The following is a 24354-nucleotide window of genomic DNA, read 5'->3' on the forward strand; positions in this document are numbered from 1 at the left end:
ATAGAAACTTTATCTCGGCAATGCCTTGATAAAGGATTCTGTGAGTTGTCTATCTGGCATGGACGCTTGCGCCCCCGGCTTTGTGACCGTCAGCGCCCCAACAGCATTTGCGAAATATGCCGCATCCTTCAAGCTTCGCCCTTCTACCAAAGCGGTAGCAAAAGCTCCTGCGAAAGCATCGCCGGCAGCCGTCGTATCGACAGCGTCCACCTTCATTCCGGGAATGAAGATCGATCCGGATGCATCTGTTACAACAACCCCCTGGTCTCCCAGCTTGGATACGACCGTTCCAATTCCTTTATTTCGCAGCAGCAGGCTGGCTTCTATGGCACTCGGTTCGTCCATCACCTGAATTCCGGTTAACTGGGCGATTTCCGCTTCATTCGGAACGATATAATCTACCATACACAGCAGTTCATCCGGAAGAGGCTGAGCCGGAGCGGGATCCAGCAATATTTGAACCTTGTGGGCCTTCGCAATCCTCGCGGCCTCCATGACACACTCCAACGGAATTTCAAGCTGCAGCATCAGAATCTTGGCTTGCCTGATGACTTCCTCATATTTTCGAATTGTCGCAGGCGTAAAACTAAAATTAGCTCCCGGAGCGACGATAATGCTGTTATCCCCCTCGCTGTCAATTGTAATGAGAGCAACGCCGCTGGACTGTCCCTGAACCTTTTCCATATATCTCGTTTCTACCCGGGCATCGCTTAAATTATTTAGCAGCTGACCGGCAAATAAATCTTCTCCTAACTGTCCGATCATTGCGACGGAGGCACCCAATTTTCCGGCCGCATAAGCCTGATTGGCCCCTTTTCCACCGGGACTCATAAAAAAGTCCCTTCCCAGCAGCGTTTCACCTTGCTCCGGCCTTCGATCTACCCGAACGACCATGTCCATATTCAAACTGCCAATGACTACAATGTCTGCGATCATCTTGTTTGCTTTCCCCCTATGCACGTTTCTCTCCAGCTGAACGAATGCTCTAAAACGACTTGTTTCGCATCGTTCCTCACCCCTTTCATCCGGCTTTCCAGCAGTTCCACGGATGTTGCGCCAATCTGGTATGCCGGAACAGATATTGTACTAAGGGCGGGCTTATACATTCCCGCGAACGTAATATCGTCACATCCGATCACGGCAACATCGTCCGGCACTTTCATCCCTTTGCTCTGCAGCGCATTGATCGCGCCGAAGGCGATTAAATCATTGGCCGCAAATAAGGCCGAAGGCTCATACTCATTCAAAATGGATAGCATTTGCGAGTAACCTGCCTCATAGCTGAAGCTGCCGACTCGCACTACAGGGATAAGCCCAGCTGCCTCCATTGCATCCAGATAAGCCTGCTTTCGGGTTTCTGCTGTCTGTACCTTGACGGGTCCAGAGATGTGGCATATATGCTGATGCCCTTGGCGAATCAAATGCTCCACCGCTTCAAAAGCCGCACGATAATGGTCGATCGTGACAATATCAAAGGTGGTATTCTCAATCGTTCGGTCGCACAGAACAAACGGAATTTGCAGTGACTGCAATTCGCTCATCTTCTCCTCTTCCAGGATAGAGGAAATAAGAATGATCCCTCCTACCTGCTGCTGTGCCATCATCTGGATATATTCCTGTTCCAATCTCGGATCATTGTCTGTATTGCTGATGATGACCGTATAGCCGGACCGATGGGCTTGATCTTCAATCCCCCTGGCCAAAACCGGAAAGTATGGGTTCGTGATGTCGGGTAAAATCAGACCAATCGTATTCGACGTATTGTTAGCTAAATTTCTCGCGATCGCACTCGGACGATATCCCAATTGTTCTATCGCTTGTTCCACCCGTTCCCGAATATTTTTATCTACCTTAGGATTATGGTTGATCACCCTGGAAACCGTGGCCTTCGATACGTTCGCCAGCTTCGCTACATCTAGGATTGTAGGTTTCATCGTCATATCACCCCTTTAAGAAACCGGTTTCTTGATCCTCTAAAAAAATGGATTCGTTTTACCCTTTCGATGCCTTTCATCCTTCTCTTAAGAAAACAAATTTTCTATTGAAGCTTCTGAGAAACCGGTTTCCCAGTGTCTTAAATAAAAAAATGGAAAGCGGTTTCACAGACAGAATATCATCCTTTGTTTTAAAGTTCAACATTTTTTTATTTTTTCAGCTATATTTTTATCATTCTCCCTCTTTGTCGAAAGCAGCTTCATCATGTCTTGACTAGTTATTTTATGTCAATTATATTAACACCAATATATGAATTGCGCAACATTTTTTTGTTTTTGATATGAAATTTGTTGAAATACATCGAATTCGCGTGATAATATCTAACAATTAGGTGGTTTCATATACATCACTGGAGGTTTTGTGACATACAAACAAATATTAATGATCTACCTAAAAGATCCTTTTTTTAAAACAATGGATGATTACCCTCAAAAAAAAACCGAAAGCGTCCTCTTTCGATTCGCTTTCAGTTTCTGCATTTTTCATATGATATATTCACCTATGTTCTCCGGAAAGGATTTTTCCATTCCATCAGGCAACCGTAATTCAAGGATTGCTCATCCTCCAAGTAGTTTTCAATCACGGTAACGGGCGTCCTTCCACATCTCAGCAGAAAACTAATGACGGGATCTTTTAATTCCCCGCTTATCACCGCTTGAATGTACTCCTCCGCTGTCATCTCGGCTGCTTTTGAATAATATCCCGGCATCCGTCCGCCGCCCAACAGCCGATCCAGCTGCATGTGAACCACGACATCGTACATCGAGAACATCAGCCATTTGCCCAAACCGAGCTTCCGGTATGAAGGTCGTACACTAATATCGACGACATAGAGCGTATTCCCTTTCGGGTTATGATTGCGTATGTAGCCTTCATCCGTTATATCTTCCCATGTATGGCTGGGATGCATCGGGTCAAAATCGACGATAAGTCCCGTCATCGATCCGGCTACTTCTCCCTCCACCTCAATACAGAGAGCCCCCTGCGGAAACAGCGTCACATGATTGTTCAGCTGCTCCTCATTCCACCACAGCTCGGATGGAAAAGGGGGCGGGAAGCTTTCCTGCTGGATCCGAATAAGATCGGCAAAATCCTCTGCACGATAATTCCGAATCACTGCCTTAGCAGGACGATCTCCATTAAATACGAACAGTTCCTTTCGGTACATGCCATTTCCCCTTTCGTAAGGAAAATGATGATCCTTATTGCATTAGCTCCAATCCGTATACAGATCCGTTCTGCGGTCACGCCATGTTGTGACTGAACCGCGTTCACGCACTTGGTAAAGAAGCTCCAAATCCAAATCTGCGGTCACGACCATATCGTCATTGATTTCGCCTTCCACCAAAATGCCGCGTGGAGGGAAAGGGATATCGTTCGGTGTCAGAACGGCCGCCTGTCCATAATTCGCTCGCATAAAGTCCACCGTAGGCAGAGAGCCGACCGTTCCCGTCGTTACGACGTAAACCTGATTTTCCACCGTACGCGCATGACTGGAGTAACGCACCCGATAAAATCCGTGGCGGTCATCCGTACAGGAAGGGCAAAAAATCACATCGGCACCTTTCGCCTTCGCCATTCTAACGATTTCAGGAAACTCGATGTCATAGCAGGTTAACAGAGCGATTCGTCCCTTCTCCGTATCGAATACCTCGAGTCCGTCACCTGCAGTCATGTTCCATTCATGCACTTCAGTTGGCGTAATATGCAGCTTCGGCTGTTCGGCGATGCGTCCATCTGGGTAAAACAAATGCGCCGTGTTCAGCAGTCGATCCCCTTGGCGCGTAACATGTGTACCGCCAATGATATACATCCCCGTCTGATTCGCCAGTCTCGTGAATAACTCTCGATAAGGCTCTGTAAAGCTTGGCAGATCGTCTATGGATAACGCCTTGCCCTGACCATTACCGATCGACAGCAGCTGTGTCGTGAAAAATTCGGGAAACAGCACGTACTCCGCCCCGAATTCTTCGGCAGTTTTAACGTAATGCTCTACCTGCTGGGCAAATTCTTCAAAGGAATGAATCGTATGCAGATGATACTGTACCGCGGATACTCTTAGTTTCATGGGCTCCCTCCCTGTTTGGCTTTATCGCTAACCTTCTATCATTATGACCTGTATGCCCGATATCCCGCAACAATCAATTATTCCGCATCTCGAGCAAAGCTTCCGGAATAAGATGATCCCATTTAGTTCTTCTCTACCGCATGTCCGCCGAACTCGTTGCGCAGAGCGGCAACCACTTTACCAGTAAACGTGTCTTGATCCATCGAACGATATCTCATCAGCAAGGACATCGCAATAACCGGCGTTGCCGTCTGCAAATCCATTGCTTCTTCAACCGTCCATTTTCCTTCTCCGGAGGAGTGCATGATGCCTTTGATCTCATCGAGCTTCGCATCCTTTGAGAAAGCACGCTCTGTTAGTTCCATAAGCCAAGAGCGAATGACGGAACCATTGTTCCATACGCGGGCAACCTTCTCGTAATCAAAATCAAATGCGCTCTTCTCCAATACTTCAAAGCCTTCTCCAATGGCAGCCATCATGCCGTATTCGATGCCATTGTGGACCATTTTCAAATAATGGCCGCTTCCTGCTTTACCTGCATAAAGGTACCCATTCTCCACCGCCGTATCTCGGAAAATAGGCTCGACAATGTTCCATGCCTCTTCATCGCCGCCAATCATATAGCAAGCACCGTGACGCGCTCCTTCCATACCGCCGGAAGTACCTGCGTCCATAAAGTGAACCCCGGCTTCCTTCAAGCGGTTGTATCGGTCAATGGATTCCTTGTAGTGGGAATTTCCAGCCTCAATGACAATATCACCCTGATCCAGGTGCGGAAGCAATTCCTCTAGCACGGAATCTACAGCAAAATGGGGAACCATCACCCATACGATGCGCGGAGACTCCAGAGATGCCGCCAATTGCTCCAGACTGAATGCGCCTTGTGCTCCGTATGTCTGCATTTGCTTTACCGCATCGGTGTTCAAATCAAAGGCCACAACCTCATGCTTGTGGTCCATCAAGTTTTGGCCTAAGTTCAAGCCCATTTTACCTAATCCAACTAAACCAATTTTCATCTGATGTGTCCTCCTAAGTTGTGTACTGCTTTTATCAAACCGTATGAATCGATAAAAAACGACAAACTCTATTATATTACAAATGTACAAGAATGAAAGTCCATTGTGTGAAAACTTCTGCCCGGAATAGATTCGCAAGCCAGGCTGTGTGGCTGCTGACGCTTTAGGATTAGAGGGAAAATGGGGCCCGTATCCATCCTTCAAGCGGTCCATTATTTGACAAAAAGAATCAAGGCTCGACAGGCGCCATTCGGGATTATTATGCGCAGCGTCGGCACACCCTATGAAATGCTTGGCTATTCATTTCTCATGTAAAGCACTAAAAAGGTATCGGAATAAATCGACTGCCTTGTCAGTTGGGATAAAGGGTGATTTTACCACAGCCAATGAGACGGTCAGTATTCAAATTTCTTGGGATGATGGGATTAACACGGGGAACAAACGTGCAATCTACTTAAGAGCACTGTCCTGAAACTCATAAATGCTAATATGGCAGAACCACAGGAGGTTTTTTTGTATGAAAGCAAACATGAAAGCATGGATTCAAATGGGCTTTCTGTTCATGGCGGTCCTCATCGTCTTGGCCGCTTGCGGAGGAAATAACAACAATGCAAACGTCAATAACGAAGGCGAAGCCGGCGGTCAAACCGCTGCACCAGCCAACCTCTTCGAAGAAATGAAGCAGTCGGGAAAAATTCGCGTCGGCCTGATGGGAACGTATAAGCCATACAACTTTATGAACGAAAATCAAGAACTGGACGGGTTTGACGTGGATGTAGCGAAAGCTGTTGCCGAGCATATCGGCGTAGAACCCGAATTTATTACCGGCGAATTTTCCGGCCTGATCGAAGGACTGCAGGGTGAAAAATATGACGTTCTCATCAGTCAGGTCACGATTACCGAGGATCGCAAGAAAACGATGGATTTCTCCGATCCCTATGTTAAAAACGCGGTCAACATTGTTGTGAACGATGATAATACAACGATTCAATCGCTTGAAGATTTTAAAGGCAAAAGAATCGGAGTCGGACTCGGTACGAACGATGAGAAATATTTGCGTGACGTTGTGATGCCGGAAGTGGGAAATTTCGAAATCGCTACGTACAACGATGTGATCACTTCCTTGATGGATTTGAACAATGGCCGAATCGACGCTACGATCAACAACGTGTTCGCCATTCAGCCGCTGATCGAGGAAAACAACTTCAAAATTAAAGCCGTCGGCGAACCGATCAAGGAAGACTATGCGGGCATCGCCATGCGCAAAGACAACCCTGAGCTATTGGAAGCCATCAACGGCGCGTTGGAGGAAATGAAGACGGACGGAACGTTCCAGGACATCTTCCAAAAATGGTTTAAGGTAGATCCGAATATTTAAGAAAGTATAACCGGGAGGACGCGCGAATGGACCTCGTATTACAAAATCTCGACTTTTTACTGAGGGGAGCATGCTACACTTTACAGATCACGATCGTTTCCATGTTCTTCGGACTCATCATCGGTCTCGTCGTCGCGATCGCAAGATTGAAGGGGAACCTGGCGATCAGAGGTCTGGCCCGGGGGTATGTTTCTATCATTCGCGGAACCCCGATTATCGTGCAAATCTTTATTGTTTATTATGGACTGCCGGATTACGGCATCAATCTAGAGCCGCTGACAGCAGCTTATATTTCACTCAGCATTAATATCGGTGCTTATTTGTCGGAGACATTCCGCGGGGCTATCCTTTCGGTGGATAAAGGACAGACGGAAGCGGCCTTGTCGCTGGGTATGACCGGATGGCAGACGATGCGCAAAATCATTCTCCCTCAAGCAGCAAGAGTTGCTATCCCGCCTATGGGAAATACGTTTATCGGCATGCTGAAGGAAACCTCGCTCGTCTCCATCGTCACCGTTACAGAGCTGCTGCGTTCAGCGCAGCTGCTGATTGCCCAGTACTATATCGCCATGCCATTCTATATTGCGATCGCCTTAATGTATTGGATGATGAGCATGGTGTTTTCCTATATTCTCGACCGTATAGAAATGAAACTAGCAAAGGCTTACTAAAAGGAAGTGGATCCATGATTGAGCTGCGCCATTTGAGCAAGCAGTTTGACGAATTGACGGTGCTGCATGATATTGATCTCCGTATCCGTTCGAATGAAATTGTCGTGCTGCTTGGACCGAGCGGATCAGGCAAAAGCACGCTGCTGCGCTGTATTAATTTGCTGGAAGACCCTAGCTCCGGATCCATGCAAGTAGGCGATGCCCTGTGGGTTCATACGATGAGCGCGGCGGAGAAGAAAAAAGCCGTACGAGAAATACGCAAACGAACGGGAATGGTATTTCAATCCTTCAACTTATTTCCGCACTTAACGGCGATTGAAAATGTTATGATCGCACCGATGACTGTAAAACAGATAGCCAAAAGCCAAGCGTATGAAATCGCAGAATCGCTTCTTGCCAAAGTAGGGCTCGCGGATAAGAAGGATGTCCATCCTTCCCGGCTTTCCGGCGGACAGAAGCAACGTGTCGCCATTGCCCAATCACTCGCGATGGAGCCGCAAATCATGCTGTTCGACGAACCGACGTCAGCTCTCGATCCTGAATTAACCGGAGAGGTGCTGTCGGTCATGAAACAGTTGGCATTGGACGGGATGACGATGATCGTCGTCACACACGAAATGAAGTTTGCTAAAAATGTAGCCAATCACATCATCTTTATGAGTGACGGCGTGATTCAAGAGGAAGCACCGCCTGAGACTTTCTTTGCTCAACCGAAAACAGAGCGCGCACGAAAATTTCTGCATCAGTTGACCCACATTTGATCCACAGACATACACATAAGGAGTGAGACCGTGACTCATATCGATCCGCACCATTTGCACACGGTAGGCGAACGTGCCCAAGCCATCATGGAAAGACAGCAAATCGACGTTCTCGTGGCATCAAGCCCCGAGAATTTTTATTACTTATCCGGCTATCCCAGCGCATTCCTATATACGCTTCGCATGAGCGACATCGGGCTGGCGGTCATGTTTCGCGACCCTGCTCGCAAAACGCTGCTCATTATGAGCGATTTCGAAGCGGCGGGCGTTCCGGAACATCTACCATGTGAGGTGAGGACATATCCCACATGGGTCGATGTGGATGATCCGCTGGCTCTGCGCGAGGGCATTTATACCGGCGGAAGGCCCGTCGTTCCCCAAGTGAAAGAGATGTTCGGCGTACTCTCGGATGTACTCTCTGAATACAGCCTTGCCAAAGGAAAAGCGGCGGTGGAGTTTAGTCAAATGCGTTATCCTGCCGTGCTGGCGCTTCAGGAAATATGCAGTAGTTTGCAGTGTGTTGACGCTTCCGGTATCTTCTCTGAGCTTCGTGCCATCAAGACCGATTGGGAAGTTGAGCAGCTTCGCAAGGCTTGCGCCTATACGGAAACCTGCATCGAACAGACGGTGGCGGGGATCGGTCCAGGCGTCATGGCTGCCGAGCTGGTGCAGCGCTTTAGAACTGCCGTAGAAGGGCTAGGTAGCGGCGCGACACCTCGGTTTCATATGATTTCTGCTGGTTCCCTGTTCGCTCCCGTTGAACAATATGATACGGCCCCTGCTGAGAAAGGCGATCTAATCAAATTCGACGTCGGCATCGACGTGAACGGATACGGCTCGGATATCGCCCGCACGTTCGTTATCGGTCCCTCATCCGCATTAATCGATCGAATCTACAGCGCCCTTCGCGCAGGGCACGATCATCTGCTTCAATCCGCGGAGCCCGGCCTGCCGATGAGTCGTCTTTTTGATGAAGCGAAGACGGTCATCCGGCAGACCGGTCTGGAAAACTATAATCGGGGCCATCTGGGACATAGCGTTGGCTTGGGTTTATCGGCAGAGGAGCCCCCTTTCATCAGTCCTTCGGAAACCACCCTGCTTGCGCCGGGTATGGTGCTCTGCTTAGAAACTCCATACTATGCCTACGGCATCGGTTCGATCATGATTGAAGATATGATTGTGATCACGGACAGCGGAAGCGAACGGCTGAACCGCCTTTCAAGAGATTTGATATCTATTCCGACATAAAAAAACGCCAAGGCTTTGTCCTTGACGTCCTTCCATTCTTATCCGAATTGTTCTGCTGTCTTCGATATTTTCGGCAGTATAATCAAGACCGAGGTTCCCTGCCCTTCCTCGCTATCCACTTTTAGTCCGTATTGCGGACCATAATGCAATCCGATCCGCTGATGCACATTGCGAAGTCCAAAGCCTCTATTGACTTCCTCGTCGTCCTCACGATCTAAACCTGCACGCAGCTTCTCCAGCTGCTCGGCCGACATCCCTACCCCGTCGTCATACACCTGAAAGACGATATAATCAGCCGATTCGTATGCCTCAATACGCACATGGCCCGGCTTCGCCCTTTTGCGTATGCCATGAATGATGCTATTCTCGACAATAGGCTGCAGAATAAACTTAATCATCTTCTCGTTCCGAAGCTCGGGTCCAATATTCAGTTCCCACGTCAGCTGGCTGGCAAAACGAATGCCTTGAATTTTCAAATAATAGCTTACATGCTGGGTTTCTTCCTCGACCGTAATCAGTTCCCTGCCTTGATTCAGACCGATCCGGAACAGGCGTGACAGCGAGGTGACAATGTCGCCGATCCGATCATCTTCATATTTCCTGGCAAGCATGTTAACGGAATCGAGCGCATTATACAGAAAATGCGGATTAATTTGATATTCCAGCGTCTGCAGCTGAATTCTTCTTCTCTTCGATTCCTCTTCCCGATTTTGGCAAATCAAGTCGATAATTTCATCAGACATCTGATTCAAGGTGGAAGCGACTTGCCCGATTTCGTCATCCCGCACAACCGGTACCTTCAAACCTAGATATCCTCCGCCCATCTGCTTCATTGTTTTTTTGATCATAATGAGCGGTTTTGTAATACGATGGGAAATATAAAAAACCATGATGACCGAAAAGATGAGCAGCGTGACGGTAGCAAACAAGATCGCACCGAACATTTTTTTAATCGGCTGAAAAATATACCCTTCTCCAACCCATGTCGAAAGGACCCAATCCCCCATTTTCATTTTATAATACAGCTGCGATGCCCCTCCGTAATCGAACGTGCCGTATGCTTCATAAGGGTGATTCGAAGCGTCCTTAAACACAGGGAAATCTTGGGTGGGCAGGGTCGAAATTCCGAATACGCCATCCGGGTCATATAACGCAAACTGCTGCCCCTGATCAATCGTGAACTGTTGGAAAATGTGGTGAAGCTCCTTGCGGTCCAAGACAAGGAAGACATAACCGATTTTTTGATTGAGGTCAAACTCGTTATCGTTTAACTGCCTCCCGATGATGACCGTAGAATCCGTATATCCCTTATCCCAGAAAGGGATTCCGTTGATTTGTTCCACAGCGGAAATACGTTCATTCACATAGGCTGGAAATTTCTGATCTATGGCTGTACCATACATGTTCATCCGTGGATCAACGACAATGACGGATTGAATAAAATCGTTATACTCGGAATAATTCACCAGAACATCTCGAAGCTCTAAGCGAAGCCCCAAACTTTCGATCGTTGCTTCCCCTTGCTCCAATTTCAAGAATTGCTGGACCGTACGATCCCCTGCGATGCGCAGGGTTAAATCCTCATATGTTTTTTTCCATCCGATTAATTCATGAGCAAGCGCCTCGGTTGTTTGCGTTTGATGCCTCGTATAGCTTTCCTTTAGATGATTTTGCACGATAAAAAATATGTACACTGCACTTAGAAACAAGGGGATGATAATTAATATCGAAAAAAACGATATCATTTGCGAACGAATGGATAACGATTGTTTTTTCATCTGACTCCCTGTCCCTGCTTTTCTCTAAACTCACTGGGGGAGCAGCCGAGATGTTTTTTAAATAACGTGCTGAAATAATGCGAATTCATATAACCGACCTTCTCCGCAATTTCATAGCTTTTGAGGGAAGTGTGGGCAAGCAGCTGCTGCGCTTCCTCCAGCTTGAGTGTCGTCATATATTCCACACAGGTCACCCCGGTTTTTTGGTGGAAAATGCGAGACAAGTAATTCGGTGTAATACATAACGTTTGTGCGATCGTCGCGACCGTCAATTCAGGATCACGATACCGCTCTTTCATCATTTTCTGTGCTTGATCTACTAACTGATCTACAAAACTGGATTGTTTTTTATTTTTATACTCCACAAATTGATGAAACAATTCATGAAAGAAATGAACGATTTCCGCCCCGGCATCCAGCTCGGTTAAGCGCATACAGCTTTCATAAAATGAAGGAATCTGTCCTGCAGCGTCATATTCGTCTACAATCCGATAAAACCCGCCCAACAGCTGAAACAGCATCAGCTTTTTCATTTGCGAAGAAGCAGGATGCTGCTCTAGAGCTTCCAAAAACGGCGTCAGTACGCGGGCATCTACATGCCCCTTGAAACGCAGCACATCCAAAATTTCCTTCTCCCTCGCATACGGATAATCCGCTCTTTGCTTCTTCCAGTGAGGGAGCTCCTGATAGTGCATATAATCAGATCGATCCATCCATTGCAGCGCATGGACCGCTTCCAGAGCTTCATTCGCTGCCCGGGGAAGGTCCTCGATCGCTTCGTAGCAGCTGCCCACACCTACCCAGACATGAAGCTTTAACAAGGTGTAGATCGACTGGATCACCTCATCCAGCTTGGCAGCATCCAGCTCTCTTCTCACAATACATTGCAGGATGGAAATATCGGTTTCGACAATGTATATTAAATCATCATGCAGCAATTCCTCGACCACATTGCGAACGGCAAACTTAATTAGAGCAGTATCCTCTTCTCCGTACCTTTCTACAGTTTGTTTCATGGGTACCTTGACCGCCGCACATGAATAAGAAGGGTAGGCGATGTCGATATTCAGCCCCTGAAGGCGCTTTTGAATATCCTGCGCTTTGAAGATCATGCCCGTCACCAGATCAGACCAGAACTTTTCGACAATGACCGGCTGATACTGAGCCAGTTTGCTGCGCGCTTCTTCGCTCCACTTCTGCTTGCTTCTCTCTTCATAAATATCCCGCACGATTTCTTGTACCGTCTCCTCTAACTCACTTGGAAAGATCGGCTTGACCATATATTTGGCGACACCAATTTCAACGGCTTCCTTCGCGTATTCAAATTTTTCATAGCCCGTCAAAATGACTAAACGAACCGAAGAGTTCAGAGCTTTCACCTGCCGCGCAAATTCGATACCCGACATCTCCGGCATAAATATATCCGTAATAATCAAATCCGGCTGCCTCGTTTGCAGGATCCTTAATGCTTCAACGGCATTTTCGGCCTCGTCAAATTCATCGAAGCCTAAATCCTCCCAACGGATCAACGTCCGCAAGCCTTCTCGAATGATCGATTCGTCATCTACAAACATGATTCGCAAAGTATTGCCCCCCTCGTGTGGTTAGCTCGTACAAAGCAGCCTTTCTACCCATTTGTTCAGCGGAGCTTTATTTCACAGCACCGGCCGTTAACCCGCCGATGATTTTTTCACTTAAGAATGTATAAACCAATATCGTAGGCAAAATCGCAATAATCATCGCCGCAAACGCATACGGATAATTGGCATTGAAAGTAGACAGGAAGAAACGGATAGCCACCTGCAGCGTACGTGTCGTCTCGCTTTGTGTAAGCAAGTTTGCAAACAGCAGTTCATTCCATGCTGTAATCATTAAGAAAATAGAAGCCGTTACGATGCCCGGATAACTGATTGGCAGGATCACCCGGGAAAATGTCTTGTGAATCGAAGCCCCGTCAATAAACGATGCTTCCACAATTTCATACGGAATGGTATCCATGTACGTTTTAATAATGATGACACTGAGCGGCAGCGATACCCCCGCATAGACAAGTGCCACACCAAACAGTGTATCATACAATCCAAGCCAGTCTACGATAAAATAATAGGGTACCATGAAGGCATTGGTTGGAATCAGGATACCAAAGGTGAGCAGCAGCAGCCACTGGTTCTTCCATTTAAAATGATAGATAAAAATGTAAGAGGCCAAGGTAGAAACAATTAATGCAATGACCGTTGAAATAACCGCCACGAACACGGAGTTATAAAAATATAAAGGAATCGGATGGCTGTCAAAGACAGACGCATAGTTATCGTACATCCACTCCGTTGGCAGCCCGAAGGGATCGCGAAACAATTCCTTATTCGTTTTGAAAGATGCCATGAGCAGCCACAGCAGCGGTACGACCGTAATGCAGGTAAATGCCGTCAATACGAACCATTTGATCCATTTCATGATGCTCACTTCCTATCCGAGGCGCGAATAACGCGGAGTACAGTACCCATAACGAGAATACCCAAAGCAATGGTCAATAGTCCGGCTGCCATCGATACTCCGTAACGATTCGCGGTAATCATTTCTTTGTAAATGTATAAGGACATATTCATCGTAGAATTCGCAGGCCCACCGCCTGTCATGAGAAACGGATACTCAAACATCCGAAGACAGAAGGCGACGTTAAAAATGACGTTAATCGCAATCGCGTTTTTCACGAGCGGAATCGTAATAAACCGATCTTTCTGCCACGAGGTCGCACCATCCAACTCCGCAGCTTCATATAAGTCCGGTGAGATCGTTGACATTTGGGTCAAGAATATCACCATCGTAAAACCGACATATAGAATAAAAGGCAGCTGATTGGCCATTAAGGCGGTGCCCAGATCGCTCAGCCATGGCCGGGTCAGTGATTCTAATCCGACCAGCTTCAGCACACTGTTGACCAAACCTAAATTGACATGCAGTACGAAGTACCATAAGAAAGCAAGAGCTGTCGTGGAAATTACATTCGGAAGGAAAAACAGCGTTCTAAAAAACTTCCATCCCCTAGGCCTTCTATGCAAAATCAATGCCAATCCTAAGCCTAACGGCATATGTAAAAATATCGCTGAGAAAATCCAGACTAACGTATTGATGATGGCTTTCTTAAACACGGGATCGGCAAACAAAGTCCTAAAGTTGTCCAACCCAACAAACGTCATCGCACTAAGTCCATCCCACTCCTGAAGACTGACAATGACCAAAAATATAAATGGAAAAATAAAAAATACTGCCGTAAATAGGATCGCGGGAGACAGATACAGCAGAACGTTGCGTTTTGCACCCATGTGGATGATTTCCCTCCTATTAGAAATGGGAGGTTGCCCTCCCATTGTTCTAAGCTGTTATTATTCGTTCGCTGCCTGCAGCTGAGCTGCAAACTGTTCTGCACTAATTTTTTCGAAGGCTAAAGACTCAATCAGAGAAGGCATCTTGGAAATTGCCGTTTGCTTCAGAATACGAGAAATTTGAACCAAGTCCGCCGGCGCATCGCCGCCGATCGTAATAAATTGACCTAAAATCGGTCCGGAGCTTTGAAGTTCTTCTTCTGACATATCTAGATGCGGCGATAATAGAATGCTGCCGTTTAACGTTAATGTCTTCGTGCTTTCATTCGAAGTTAAATATTTCATAAAGTCTACGACCGCTTCTTCTTTTTCCTTCGACTCTTGTTTACCCGCCGACCATGGCGTATACGTATCGGTAATGATAAATCCTTCCGGTACGGTACCGTCACCGAATGTCGGTCCTGGAGCGACACCAATCGAATCCATCATCTCCGGATCCAATGAACCGATCAGCCAAGGACCGTCAATGATCATCGCCGTATTCCCAAGAATAAAATGATTGGAGCTGACGGCATAACCTGCTCCCAGCGCATCTTCCGTCGTATATTCGAACAACTTTTTCAAGTTTTCCGCTGCTTTGATAACAGCCGGCTGGTCTAACGACTTACCCATTTCGAACACATCCGTACCGCCTGCTCCTGCAGCCAGATAAGTGAAAGCATTCGTCGCGTGCCAAGCATCATCGGCGGTCATCAGTGAAATCGGAGTGATTCCACTCGCTTCGAGCTGCTCGCAGACGGCAAAGAATTCGTCCCATGTCTTAGGAAACTCCGTAATACCTGCTTGTGCAAACAAATCCTTATTGTAATAAAACAGCACGCCGGCTTTCTCAAAAGGAATGGAAGTCAATTCTCCATTAATCGTCAGCGCCTCCAGATCGCTTTCATTGAAGCGCGCCTTCCACGCGTCGTCCATATAAGGATTAAAATCTAACAGTTTCCCGGAATTTTGGCGGGATAAATCATTTGGATTAAAGTTGTAATTAAATAAGTCTGGTGTTTGATTGACCGAAATCATCGTTTTAATTTTTTCTTGGTACGTTGGCCAATCCGGTGTAATATCAACATTAATTTTGACTTTACCTTCATTTTGTTCGTTGTAGGAATCGATCACCTCTTGCAGTGCCGCACCGCGTTCGGTATCGGTACTCCAGCTGCTCAGCATCGTAATTTCAATCGCGGATGCCGCCCCCGAGTCATTGTTATTCCCTTCATTGCTGCTGTTTCCACCAGAACAACCTGTAATAACCAGGATTATGCTCAAGATGATTCCAAGCCAAGTTTTCTTAAGTTTCATCTTCCTTTTAAACCTCCCCTTCGTATCTAAAGTGCTTACATTTCCATTTTAAAATCTTTATACCTTATCGAACATTCAGAAATGTTGTCGATTAGGTTCGAATTTCTATCGTGATGTCCCCAGCTGTTCTAAATACAAACCTAATCCATGAATGCCCGCCGAGTAGATCCAGCCCAGTGTGCCCCAAATATCCCCTTTGGCAATCATTCCTTCGTCCAATCCTTGGTTGCATACGCCAAAGCCTTCGGGCTGCATCCCGATATCGGCAAATCCCATCATATCTCCGGGATGAGAGAGCACCTGCTGCGTTCCGACGGCAATCCAGGCGGCCATCTCTTCGTAGAAGGAATCTCCGACCGCTGCCCCGAGCTCATGCAGTTCTCTTATAAAGAACAAGGAATAAATATCGACGACACCGCCACCCCATATCGAGTTGATTCCTCCATTACCCACGGTTTGGAACCCGTGCCGATGAAGGTCCGTGCCAGGAAGCAGCGGAGCATTCCAAATATAATTCCACGTAACGAAAATCTGAGCCGCACGCTCCGATCCCCGCAAGTATTTCTCTTCCCCGGTATGCTTGTACAGAGTATATAAAGCAGCGGTCGTATACTGGGCGGCTTCTTTATCAATGACGTTCGGATTGTCCAGTGTTCCGCCTTGATAGTGATCCTTCTCCACATACGTTTTCAGAACGAAATTTGCCGCCCGCGTAGCCGCCTCCAGATAAGCTGCGCCCTGCTCGGGATATTCCTGCCACAACGAGAGCAGGAACATCATTGGAATCGCGCTGGCCGATTTGGCAGTGAAGTCATCATGTCCGAATCCCGCCGCGTTCATCAATGGTGTACCGTCCGGCTCATAAGCCCGATACCAAGATCCATCCGGATTTTGATGCCGAAGCAAAAAGTCTGCAAATCGGCGCACCGCCTCCATCCAGTCAAGCTCCAGTCTATCATGCTGTCTATACAGCTGCACACTCAGCAGCAAATCAAAGGCAGGCTCGACCATCAAGCGCAAATAGTTGCCGCGAACGTCCCCTTGTGAAATATAGTGCAGCTTCGGCGCTTCGGGGTCACCGAACGAGTAGAACGGCTCATCCTTTTTCAAATCATACAGCGTATACATCCAACCGCTCGGAAGAACGCAGCGATCCACGAAGAAATCAATCACTTTCTTACCTTTATCCAGCCACTCCGCACCTTCCCGCTTCGCCAATATGTATGCCGCATTGACCTGCCTTCCGGTAAATCCGTATTCCAAAATCGACGTATAGGTATCGTGCGGAATATTATTAAACGAGGTCCCAAAGCCGGAAGGAGCGGACTCATATCCGTATCTTGGATCAAAGTGAAAGAAAAACCCGGCTGCTCCGCTTTGTAATTCACGATACGATCTTTTCAGCGACTCACTCCGATATTCAATCGACTGCTCTAACGTAAAAGGCAAAGATACCGGCTGCGGCGGCTGCTGCTTAGCCATTTCCTTGAACGATGCGTATACCGCCTCGGAAAAATGATCCTTCCTGTACACATGCAGCTGATAAGCCGCAGTCAGCTCGAAGCTGTCGCCTTCTAATGGATAAAAAGCCGATACCGGCGTGAGGCTCGCGTCGAGAGCAACGCTTTGTTCTCCCTCAAAATAAGGTAAATAGGCCTGAAAAGATACGTAATCCTCTTGTCTTTCATAACCGATCGATCCGATATTCGTTGCTTGCAAATACTGATTTTCTTTGCCTTTCCTTCTGGGTACTTCAGCGAAATCGGCGAGTTGAATGCGGCTCAAGGAGACGGCAGCTTTCGTGTTCGGCTGGTATCCGACAATTTGAGGGTACGCTAATCGATCATCCATATAGACACGGACAACGCCGGTTTCCATCCGCTGTTCCTCTGTAGAATAAAATGCAGCCGGCGCGCTGAAGCGCCATGATTGATCCGCTACGGATGGATGAATCAAATTAAGCCGCAATTGGATGCCTTCCATCCCTTCCGGTGCCGATGCCTCGCTGCGCTCCGTGCGCATCCGCCGGAAGAGAGAAACCCGGCCTTCCTCATCCTCCTCCCAATGATCGGTCAGCCTGAACACGTATCCCGCTTCAATCCATGAGCAGCGGGCTTCCCATTTGCGGTCGCTCACCTTCTGAAGCTCGTCGTACTGCCACTTTTGATGCCTTCCGGACAAATAAAACACTTCAACCGGACTTGAAATATAAAGCGCGCCTAATGCATCGCTTTGAATTTTTAAACAGTAGTCTTCTTCTAGTTGAAAGTTAATTTTTAGCATCGCATTTGTCCCCTCTCTTGGTTGATTCACGAACCAATGGCTGAAGGCCGTTTTCGGTCACGATGATGCTTCTGATCATTTCACCGTCCGCTGCAATTAACGAATGGTTTCGGTCAAAGTAATAATAAGCCCTAGGATATGCCGCGTAACTGGTAACCACGGTCCTGCCGTTCAGCTCTTCAATAAAACCATTCGCGCAGCACAGCTGACCATTTTTCTCATATAGAAATGTTTTCGTTCCGAATCCGTGCAAATACGCGGCGAGTTCAGCACCCATGTCCCAATCGTCTCCCGTCGCGTTGTCCGCTAACAGCTCGATATCATCCTGAAATACCGATTGGCCGAACCGATTGTGAGAGAGCTCAGGCTTATTCAAATTCGGGCTGGCTACGCAGAACGTTGAAGCCGCTTCTCCCCGCTCCAGCACTTTTTCTGTTGATCGGATATGCCAGTCATAGCAGGAGAAAATCGCCATCATCGAGCGGTAGGCTGCTTGGATATAGTCCGGCGACTTAAAGTGTTCGTAAGCCGTTAGGCAGGCGCCGGCTACAAGCCCTCCCCACAGCGAATGTGTCATATATGCAAGCGCTTCCCACCAACGGTCGGGATTTTGCGCCCTGTAATCATTGCTAAAGCCGATATTGGCCAATATGAGCTCCCCGTACTTCTCTGCCTCATCCCTTCTCCCCATTAAACAAAGCGCTTCGCATGCGGGGCCGAAGCCGGCATTGTCATAATAGTGCTCCGTAATTGCCCCGAGATACTGTTCACTGCCGGCCGCGAGCATCTTCCCAAAACGTTCATACTGCTCTACAACGTTTTGCCCAAGCTCCTTCAGACCGCTTCCTTTCAAATCGTTCAGCAGGTCCTGAATATAGAGCGTGAATACACCTGTCAGCTTCGTTTCACGCCGTTCCCGTTCATCCTCATGCCGCGTCTCATCAAATCGCAGCAGCATCATTTCCGCGGCCCACGCCAGATAAGTCTCTGGTGAATGAAGCTTTAACTGTGCCGAATCAAAGCGAGATAACAAATAAAACACATACCCGATATAATCGAAATCGAATATTCGATAGAAGGAGCCATACAGCTTCTTAGGCTTATGGAAATCCCCCTCCTCGAACCATCGGTTCTTTACGTCGTAGACCGCACACTGCTCTACCTTCCATACTTGATCCGCATCGAAGGGGCCGATCCGGTTCTTCTCCAAAATCAAGGCCAATTTCCCTAACGATTCCCCTTGATTGGACACCGGCTTGAAGGCAAAAGGGTGAGAAGCATGCTCATCCTCCTCAAAGCTGTGATCACATAAATACTGTACCCTCGCCTCAATCATGTCCCGAACCCGTTCCAATACGCTAAATATCACCATGTCCACTGAGCCGTCATCCAGCATCACGGTGAGTTGATGTTCGCCTGGGCGATCTAGAAGCAGCCGCAGCTGATAATCTGCTGCGGATAAAGAACGGAGTTGATCCGTCACCTCGTCTGATATCACGGAGAGAGGGTCGGTATAATGAAGCTGAACAGACTTAATGGTTCGCCCTTCCGGAAGCTTGATCGCTGCCTGAAACTGTCCGCCTGCCACCAACACAGGGGTGTACTCGATCCAAGGAAATTGCAGCATATTCGCTTTCTCCATGTATTCAGCTTCATCTTGATAGGGCACCATCACATATTCCCAGCACGTCGCTTCTTCCGGATCCAGCATGACAGCTCCTTTGAGCGGCTTATACATCCAATCTGTAAGCGGGTTCCGTCCTGGGTTCTCCGTTCCGTCCGCAAGTACCAAGCAGTGATGAAGCATTCCGTCCAATGAAGGAGAAACCTGCTCTAGAAACTTATTCTCGTACCGACAAAATGTCCCGATCGATTGGGTTCTCCCCTTCGTGTTGAATATGCCCAAATGCATTCCCCTATGATCCCTCCTGACCGCCGCCATCCGCGTATAATCCGGAGAGATGGAAGGAAATATCGCACACGATTCACTCATATTACGGCGGACGTTAAGATCCCGAAACATGACGTAAGCAGCGGAAAACCAAGCTTGGAATTGATCGATCTGCAGCCGATCACGGCTGTGATTCCTGCATTCCATCGTCCACTGAAATTGGCCTTCCTTCGATGTTGAATAAATATAGGTCACCGTGAAGCTGGTGAACCTATAACCGACTTGTATGCACTGTGTCTCGTGCTTGATGCTCAAATCGGCATCCGCACTCGAATAACTTTTCCCGTTAACCACCATCTTAAAGTTTCCCATCAGTTTATCGTGATCCGGATATCCCACCTCATCCAAATAGGCCGGTTCGATAAACCAATTCATTCGGTGCGGATCCCGTCTAAGTGAAACGTGGTTGACGATTCCTTGCCGATCCACATCGACCGCGAAGGTTTCATTATGGATGTGATACATGCGCCTCCTCCATTCCCTGAAGCATAGATGTTTCACCCATTATAAGCTCCTTGCGGCAATTGTTTCGATTCAATAAATACGCTATTTTGATTTGTTAAAATGCACGAATCAAGACTAGATGCCCGTATCGAAAGATTCAATGGATCAACATATGATGGAGTACAAAAAAAAGCTCGTCCCTATAAAATCGGGATCGAGCTTTCCAACTATATATTAAGCGTTCTTCGAGTCGGGACCCAGGAGCTTTAGGAGCGCATCAGGGATGGAAAATTTCTGATTGTTAATCACAAGCTGATTCATCAATTCAACCTCTTCTTCTTCTTGTTCTTCCTTGATGACCTTCACCTCACGATGAATGCGCTCCATCTGGCGATCTAATGCCGCAGCAGCGTCCGCCGCTTCCTTTAATTCACGCAGCAGATGGCTGGGGACGGCCTGGTTGTACTTATAATAAATTTTGTGTTCTAGGCTTGCCCAGAAATCCATCGCAATCGTTCGAATTTGAATTTCAACACAGACGCGTTCCTCGCGATCCGACATAAATACAGGAACCTCCACCAGAAGGTGCAGACTGCGATAGCCGTTCGGCTTGGGGTACTCGATATAATCCTTGACTTCAAGTACGGTCAAGTCTCTTTGGTTTTTCAGCATGTCGCAAATGCGATATATATCTGAAGTAAATGAACACGTAATTCGCAGCCCAGCGATATCCTTTATGTGTGATTTGATGCTGGACAGGGAAATATCGATTCCTTTGCGGTAAAGCTTATTTAATATACTTTCCGGCGATTTCAGCCTCGATTTCGTATGCTCGATCGGACTGTAATCATGCAGCATTTGAAATTCCTCTTGCAAAATTTCAATTTTCGTCTCCACTTCATTCAAAGCAAATTTATACATCATCATAAATCGGGTGATTTCATCACGAATTTTTTTGAACTGCTGAACCTGATATGTATTCATCCTTAGCTTCCTCCCAGATATAACTTTCGATTCGTATCATGACCATTGCAACGATGTCTTACTTCCATTATAAGGTTTCCGGGAGAAATTCTCCAAAAACTCCAAGATACATAAGGGATACGCATGAACACAATGATCGTTCCATAGCGGCTGCAGCAGGTTGAAAAAGAAAGAACCCCGTCCAACGATCGGTTGGTCGAGGTTCATATCGGTTTAACGGTTCTCCCACCATTTTAGGTAAAGGTACGGATCCATCGACTTCCAAGGATTCACATTCGTATCGTACATCGTGAAGTGCAGGTGCGGCAAAAACTTGCCCGAGGTCCCTTGAGGCCCGTAGCCCGTTGATCCGACGTAACCGATAAGCTGTCCTTTCTTCACGGTGGCTCCATTTTTAATTCCGTTGGCATAGCCGCTCATATGCGCATAGTAAAAGGCAATTCCATTCGATGCTTTTACCGTCAGCCGCCAGCCCCCGAGCTCACTCCACCCGTAACGGACAACGACGCCGTCCTCTACAGAGAAAATCGGTACCCATGATTTTGCCATAATATCGTTGCCTTCATGCACTCGCGAGGTTTCCCCGGCTGCATATGATCTTGCGTCACCGTACGTATTCGTAAACGCATCGTAGGTCTTGTCGATGAGTGGAAAGATCCCTTCGGAGAACATGTTTGGCTGAGCTACAGAGGGCTGTGGTGGAATATACAGCCTTTGACCAAGCGTTAGTGCATTGCTCGTCAGGTTGTTCGCTTGTTTTATTCCTTGTATGGTCGATTCGGTCTTGTTTGCGATCGAATACAGGCTGTCGCCCGCTTTGACCGTGTAATACGGGTCGCTTGTAGCCAGATGCTGTCCAACGTAAATCATATCGGAAGGAAGGGAGTTCCACTGCTTCAATTGGTTGACTGTCACACCGTAAGCGAGGGATATTTTCCATAACGTATCGCCGGGCTTGACCAAGTAATGTTTCTCCCTTTTCTGATCCTTTGCAAGTGGATATACGGCGTAGACGGAAATTCACGCACTCAACTGGCTAAAGCCATAATACAAAAACACACCTTGAGACAACTCAAGGTGTGCTTCATAGCGGAATGAACTTCTATGTCATGACGGGTTCTTTTTTGGACTTGATAATTTTCGTCATCAGCTGCGTCCGGTCGGTCACGCCCAATTTATGAAATAAGTTGCTAATATGGTTTTTAACCGTATGCTCACTGATAAACAAAGCTGCGGCGATATCTCGATTGCTTAGTCCTTCCATGATCAGCTGAAGCACTTCTTTTTCGCGATTCGTTATATTTTTCAAATCTAAACCGATATCCAATTCCCCGCTCGGTTTGAGCGCCTTACCGATCAAAAGCTCATTATTTTGCGGTATATGCTTCACAATGAATTGAATAAAAGATGACTTCTCCTCTTCAAATGGAATATGCTTCTCCAGCTGCTCGATTCGACCATGATGCGTGACAAAGCAATTCGCCATCATAAAGATTTTACTTTCCATCGATAGAGAAGAATCTAATCCGGACTGTGCTTCACGTACAATCGTTAAGACGGGTTCTCCCTTCATCAATTGGCCTTGCTGCAAATGTTCTAATGGATAACAGGAAAGTATAAAAGCGGCTTGGATTCGTTCAATTCGTTCTTCGTCCAATCCTAAGTATTTCGCATAACCTACGGCCACCAGCTCCGCTTTTACGGCTTTCTCATATCCTTCCGGATTCCAATATTTCAGCGCTTTGCGGAGGACATCCAAATGATCCTCTTTCGATCTTGTCTTTGCTTGTTGAAGAATATGAATGAAGGTAGCACTCATCATCGACAGCGCTTGGACAAAATCAAGCTGTTCCCTGCTTACTTGCCCGAGCTCCGACATTTGTACATATAACACACCTTTAACGATATTTCGATAATTCAAAGGAATCTCAAGCATTCGCTCTCCCCAAGGTGTGATTGAAAATGCAATTTCTTTCAAACTGTGACGGCTGTGCATTCGCTGCGTGAAAAAAGTGCCAAACGAATCCACTTGTGAGGAAGTCATTCCTCTAGATACAAATTGAACTCTGCTGTCCCTATCAAGCTCCTCTTCCGGAAATAATCCGACAATCGCAACGGAGCAATGAAGCAGATTCAAGCATGTATCAACCAAAATATATAATATTTGCTTCTCATCCTGCAGCGACACCATCGTCTGATTGATTTCGTACAGCGCCGTCAAAAAATATTCCCTTTGTGACACTTTCTTTTTCATATTAGCATTCAAGAATGCTATGCCAATAACACCCGCAATCGTTTCACACAGGGCTTTAAATAATATGGACATATCCGAAGATTGCATGCTTCCACCGAACAAAATCATCTGCACTCCCTGATTCTCTTGTTCGATCGGACAGCAAAAAAGTCCCTTAGGGACAATGCCTTTCTCCTGAAAAAATCGTATTCGCGGGTCCTCTTCAAGCGGTGACCAATATCCTGGGATCCCCGTGATGGCCGTTTGACCCAAATACCCTTGTCCTAGCTTGAAGTATTGATCTTGAAAAGCAGTTATCCCTTCCATACACACTTTAATTTTAAAGTCTTCTTCACTCGTCCTTTCCGCTAATCCTAGAAATTCAAGGTGCGGATGAAGTGCTTCCAGGAGTCCAAACAGCAAATTCAAATTGGCAGACCAGTTCGATGGATGACTTCGCAAATTCTCAATATTGTGCTTCAGCTGAACAAAGATGTGTTCTTGATCCAGGCTAGAAAATATCGCACCCAGCGCTCGGGACACCCAACGAATTTCCTCAATAAGCCGAGGGTCCTCTTCACGTATTGACCCTACACAAATACATCGATGAGTTAGAGGAATTTTGCATGCCGCAGCTTTTTCGCCGGTATTGCTTTCAAATAATATGGGGTGATTCATAGAGATGAGCTTTGGATCGATATGCTCCTTCAACATCTGTACGATGGATGGATGCTGGGCTTCATCCGACAGAGGCGATCCGTGCAGATCGGTAATAATGACAGGGTGTCCCAGCGCTTTCGAAAATAACCCCTGAACTTGCTGAATCCATTCTTGATTTCCGTTAATGGTATCATTCCTCATTTAG

19 protein-coding genes are annotated in these 24354 nt (G+C 47.0%); 4 read left to right on the forward strand and 15 right to left on the reverse strand.

Annotated elements, in window-relative coordinates; all coding sequences use genetic code 11:
* Positions 1-9: 9 nt before the first annotated feature.
* From rbsK to gnd, 5 genes are all read right to left on the reverse strand, one after another.
* On the reverse strand, positions 10-936 hold the full coding sequence (gene rbsK / locus ACFPXP_RS02130) for a ribokinase (RefSeq protein WP_379891939.1): 927 nt from the start codon (positions 934-936) through the stop codon (positions 10-12).
* Complete coding sequence (locus ACFPXP_RS02135; protein ID WP_379891941.1) at positions 933-1934, reverse strand: LacI family DNA-binding transcriptional regulator; 1002 nt, start codon at positions 1932-1934, stop codon at positions 933-935. The genes rbsK and ACFPXP_RS02135 overlap by 4 nt, the downstream gene beginning before the upstream one ends.
* A gap of 560 nt (positions 1935-2494) precedes the next feature.
* Complete coding sequence (locus ACFPXP_RS02140; protein WP_379891943.1) at positions 2495-3163, reverse strand: GNAT family N-acetyltransferase; 669 nt, start codon at positions 3161-3163, stop codon at positions 2495-2497.
* Between the two features lie 42 nt (positions 3164-3205).
* Positions 3206-4063 carry a carbon-nitrogen hydrolase family protein gene (locus ACFPXP_RS02145; protein WP_379891945.1) on the reverse strand — a complete coding sequence of 286 codons (858 nt, stop codon included), beginning with the start codon at positions 4061-4063 and terminating at the stop codon, positions 3206-3208.
* Between the two features lie 122 nt (positions 4064-4185).
* The gene (gene gnd / locus ACFPXP_RS02150) at positions 4186-5079 is read right to left on the reverse strand and encodes a phosphogluconate dehydrogenase (NAD(+)-dependent, decarboxylating) (RefSeq protein ID WP_379891947.1); all 894 of its coding nucleotides are present in this window, start codon (positions 5077-5079) and stop codon (positions 4186-4188) included.
* A 517-nt stretch (positions 5080-5596) separates the two neighbouring features.
* Here gnd and ACFPXP_RS02155 point away from each other — a divergent pair.
* From ACFPXP_RS02155 to ACFPXP_RS02170, 4 genes are read left to right on the forward strand one after another with little or no spacing between them, the layout of a single operon-like run.
* Positions 5597-6457 (forward strand): transporter substrate-binding domain-containing protein, encoded by an 861-nt coding sequence (locus tag ACFPXP_RS02155; RefSeq protein WP_379891949.1) that lies wholly within the window; start codon positions 5597-5599, stop codon positions 6455-6457.
* Between the two features lie 26 nt (positions 6458-6483).
* The gene (locus ACFPXP_RS02160; RefSeq protein WP_379891951.1) at positions 6484-7128 is read left to right on the forward strand and encodes an amino acid ABC transporter permease; all 645 of its coding nucleotides are present in this window, start codon (positions 6484-6486) and stop codon (positions 7126-7128) included.
* A 14-nt stretch (positions 7129-7142) separates the two neighbouring features.
* Positions 7143-7889, forward strand: a complete 747-nt coding sequence (locus ACFPXP_RS02165; protein WP_379891953.1) for an amino acid ABC transporter ATP-binding protein — start codon at positions 7143-7145, stop codon at positions 7887-7889.
* A gap of 30 nt (positions 7890-7919) precedes the next feature.
* Positions 7920-9137 carry a M24 family metallopeptidase gene (locus ACFPXP_RS02170; protein WP_379891955.1) on the forward strand — a complete coding sequence of 406 codons (1218 nt, stop codon included), beginning with the start codon at positions 7920-7922 and terminating at the stop codon, positions 9135-9137.
* A 38-nt stretch (positions 9138-9175) separates the two neighbouring features.
* On the opposite strand, the gene ACFPXP_RS02175 is transcribed toward ACFPXP_RS02170, so the two are convergent.
* From ACFPXP_RS02175 to ACFPXP_RS02220, 10 genes are all read right to left on the reverse strand, one after another.
* On the reverse strand, positions 9176-10915 hold the full coding sequence (locus ACFPXP_RS02175; RefSeq protein ID WP_379891957.1) for a sensor histidine kinase: 1740 nt from the start codon (positions 10913-10915) through the stop codon (positions 9176-9178).
* Positions 10912-12489 (reverse strand): response regulator transcription factor, encoded by a 1578-nt coding sequence (locus ACFPXP_RS02180; protein WP_379892001.1) that lies wholly within the window; start codon positions 12487-12489, stop codon positions 10912-10914. Before ACFPXP_RS02180 ends, ACFPXP_RS02175 begins: the two co-directional genes overlap by 4 nt.
* 76 nt (positions 12490-12565) lie before the next feature.
* Positions 12566-13369, reverse strand: coding sequence for a carbohydrate ABC transporter permease (locus tag ACFPXP_RS02185; protein WP_379891959.1), 804 nt, complete (start codon positions 13367-13369; stop codon positions 12566-12568).
* 5 nt (positions 13370-13374) lie between these two features.
* Positions 13375-14238: a carbohydrate ABC transporter permease gene (locus ACFPXP_RS02190; protein ID WP_379891961.1), complete on the reverse strand. Its 864-nt coding sequence runs from the start codon at positions 14236-14238 to the stop codon at positions 13375-13377.
* A gap of 60 nt (positions 14239-14298) precedes the next feature.
* The gene (locus ACFPXP_RS02195; protein WP_379891963.1) at positions 14299-15594 is read right to left on the reverse strand and encodes an ABC transporter substrate-binding protein; all 1296 of its coding nucleotides are present in this window, start codon (positions 15592-15594) and stop codon (positions 14299-14301) included.
* A gap of 105 nt (positions 15595-15699) precedes the next feature.
* Complete coding sequence (locus ACFPXP_RS02200; RefSeq protein WP_379891965.1) at positions 15700-17877, reverse strand: hypothetical protein; 2178 nt, start codon at positions 17875-17877, stop codon at positions 15700-15702.
* Positions 17864-20293 (reverse strand): hypothetical protein, encoded by a 2430-nt coding sequence (locus tag ACFPXP_RS02205; RefSeq protein ID WP_379891967.1) that lies wholly within the window; start codon positions 20291-20293, stop codon positions 17864-17866. The genes ACFPXP_RS02200 and ACFPXP_RS02205 overlap by 14 nt, the downstream gene beginning before the upstream one ends.
* A gap of 213 nt (positions 20294-20506) precedes the next feature.
* Positions 20507-21256: a GTP pyrophosphokinase gene (locus ACFPXP_RS02210; protein WP_379891969.1), complete on the reverse strand. Its 750-nt coding sequence runs from the start codon at positions 21254-21256 to the stop codon at positions 20507-20509.
* 213 nt (positions 21257-21469) lie between these two features.
* Positions 21470-22219 carry a M23 family metallopeptidase gene (locus ACFPXP_RS02215; RefSeq protein ID WP_379891971.1) on the reverse strand — a complete coding sequence of 250 codons (750 nt, stop codon included), beginning with the start codon at positions 22217-22219 and terminating at the stop codon, positions 21470-21472.
* A 139-nt stretch (positions 22220-22358) separates the two neighbouring features.
* Complete coding sequence (locus tag ACFPXP_RS02220; RefSeq protein ID WP_379891973.1) at positions 22359-24350, reverse strand: LuxR C-terminal-related transcriptional regulator; 1992 nt, start codon at positions 24348-24350, stop codon at positions 22359-22361.
* Between the last annotated feature and the right edge of the window lie 4 nt (positions 24351-24354).

The sequence above is a fragment of the Marinicrinis lubricantis genome (assembly GCF_042658665.1).
Classification (GTDB): Bacteria; Bacillota; Bacilli; order Paenibacillales; family KCTC-33676; genus Marinicrinis; species Marinicrinis lubricantis.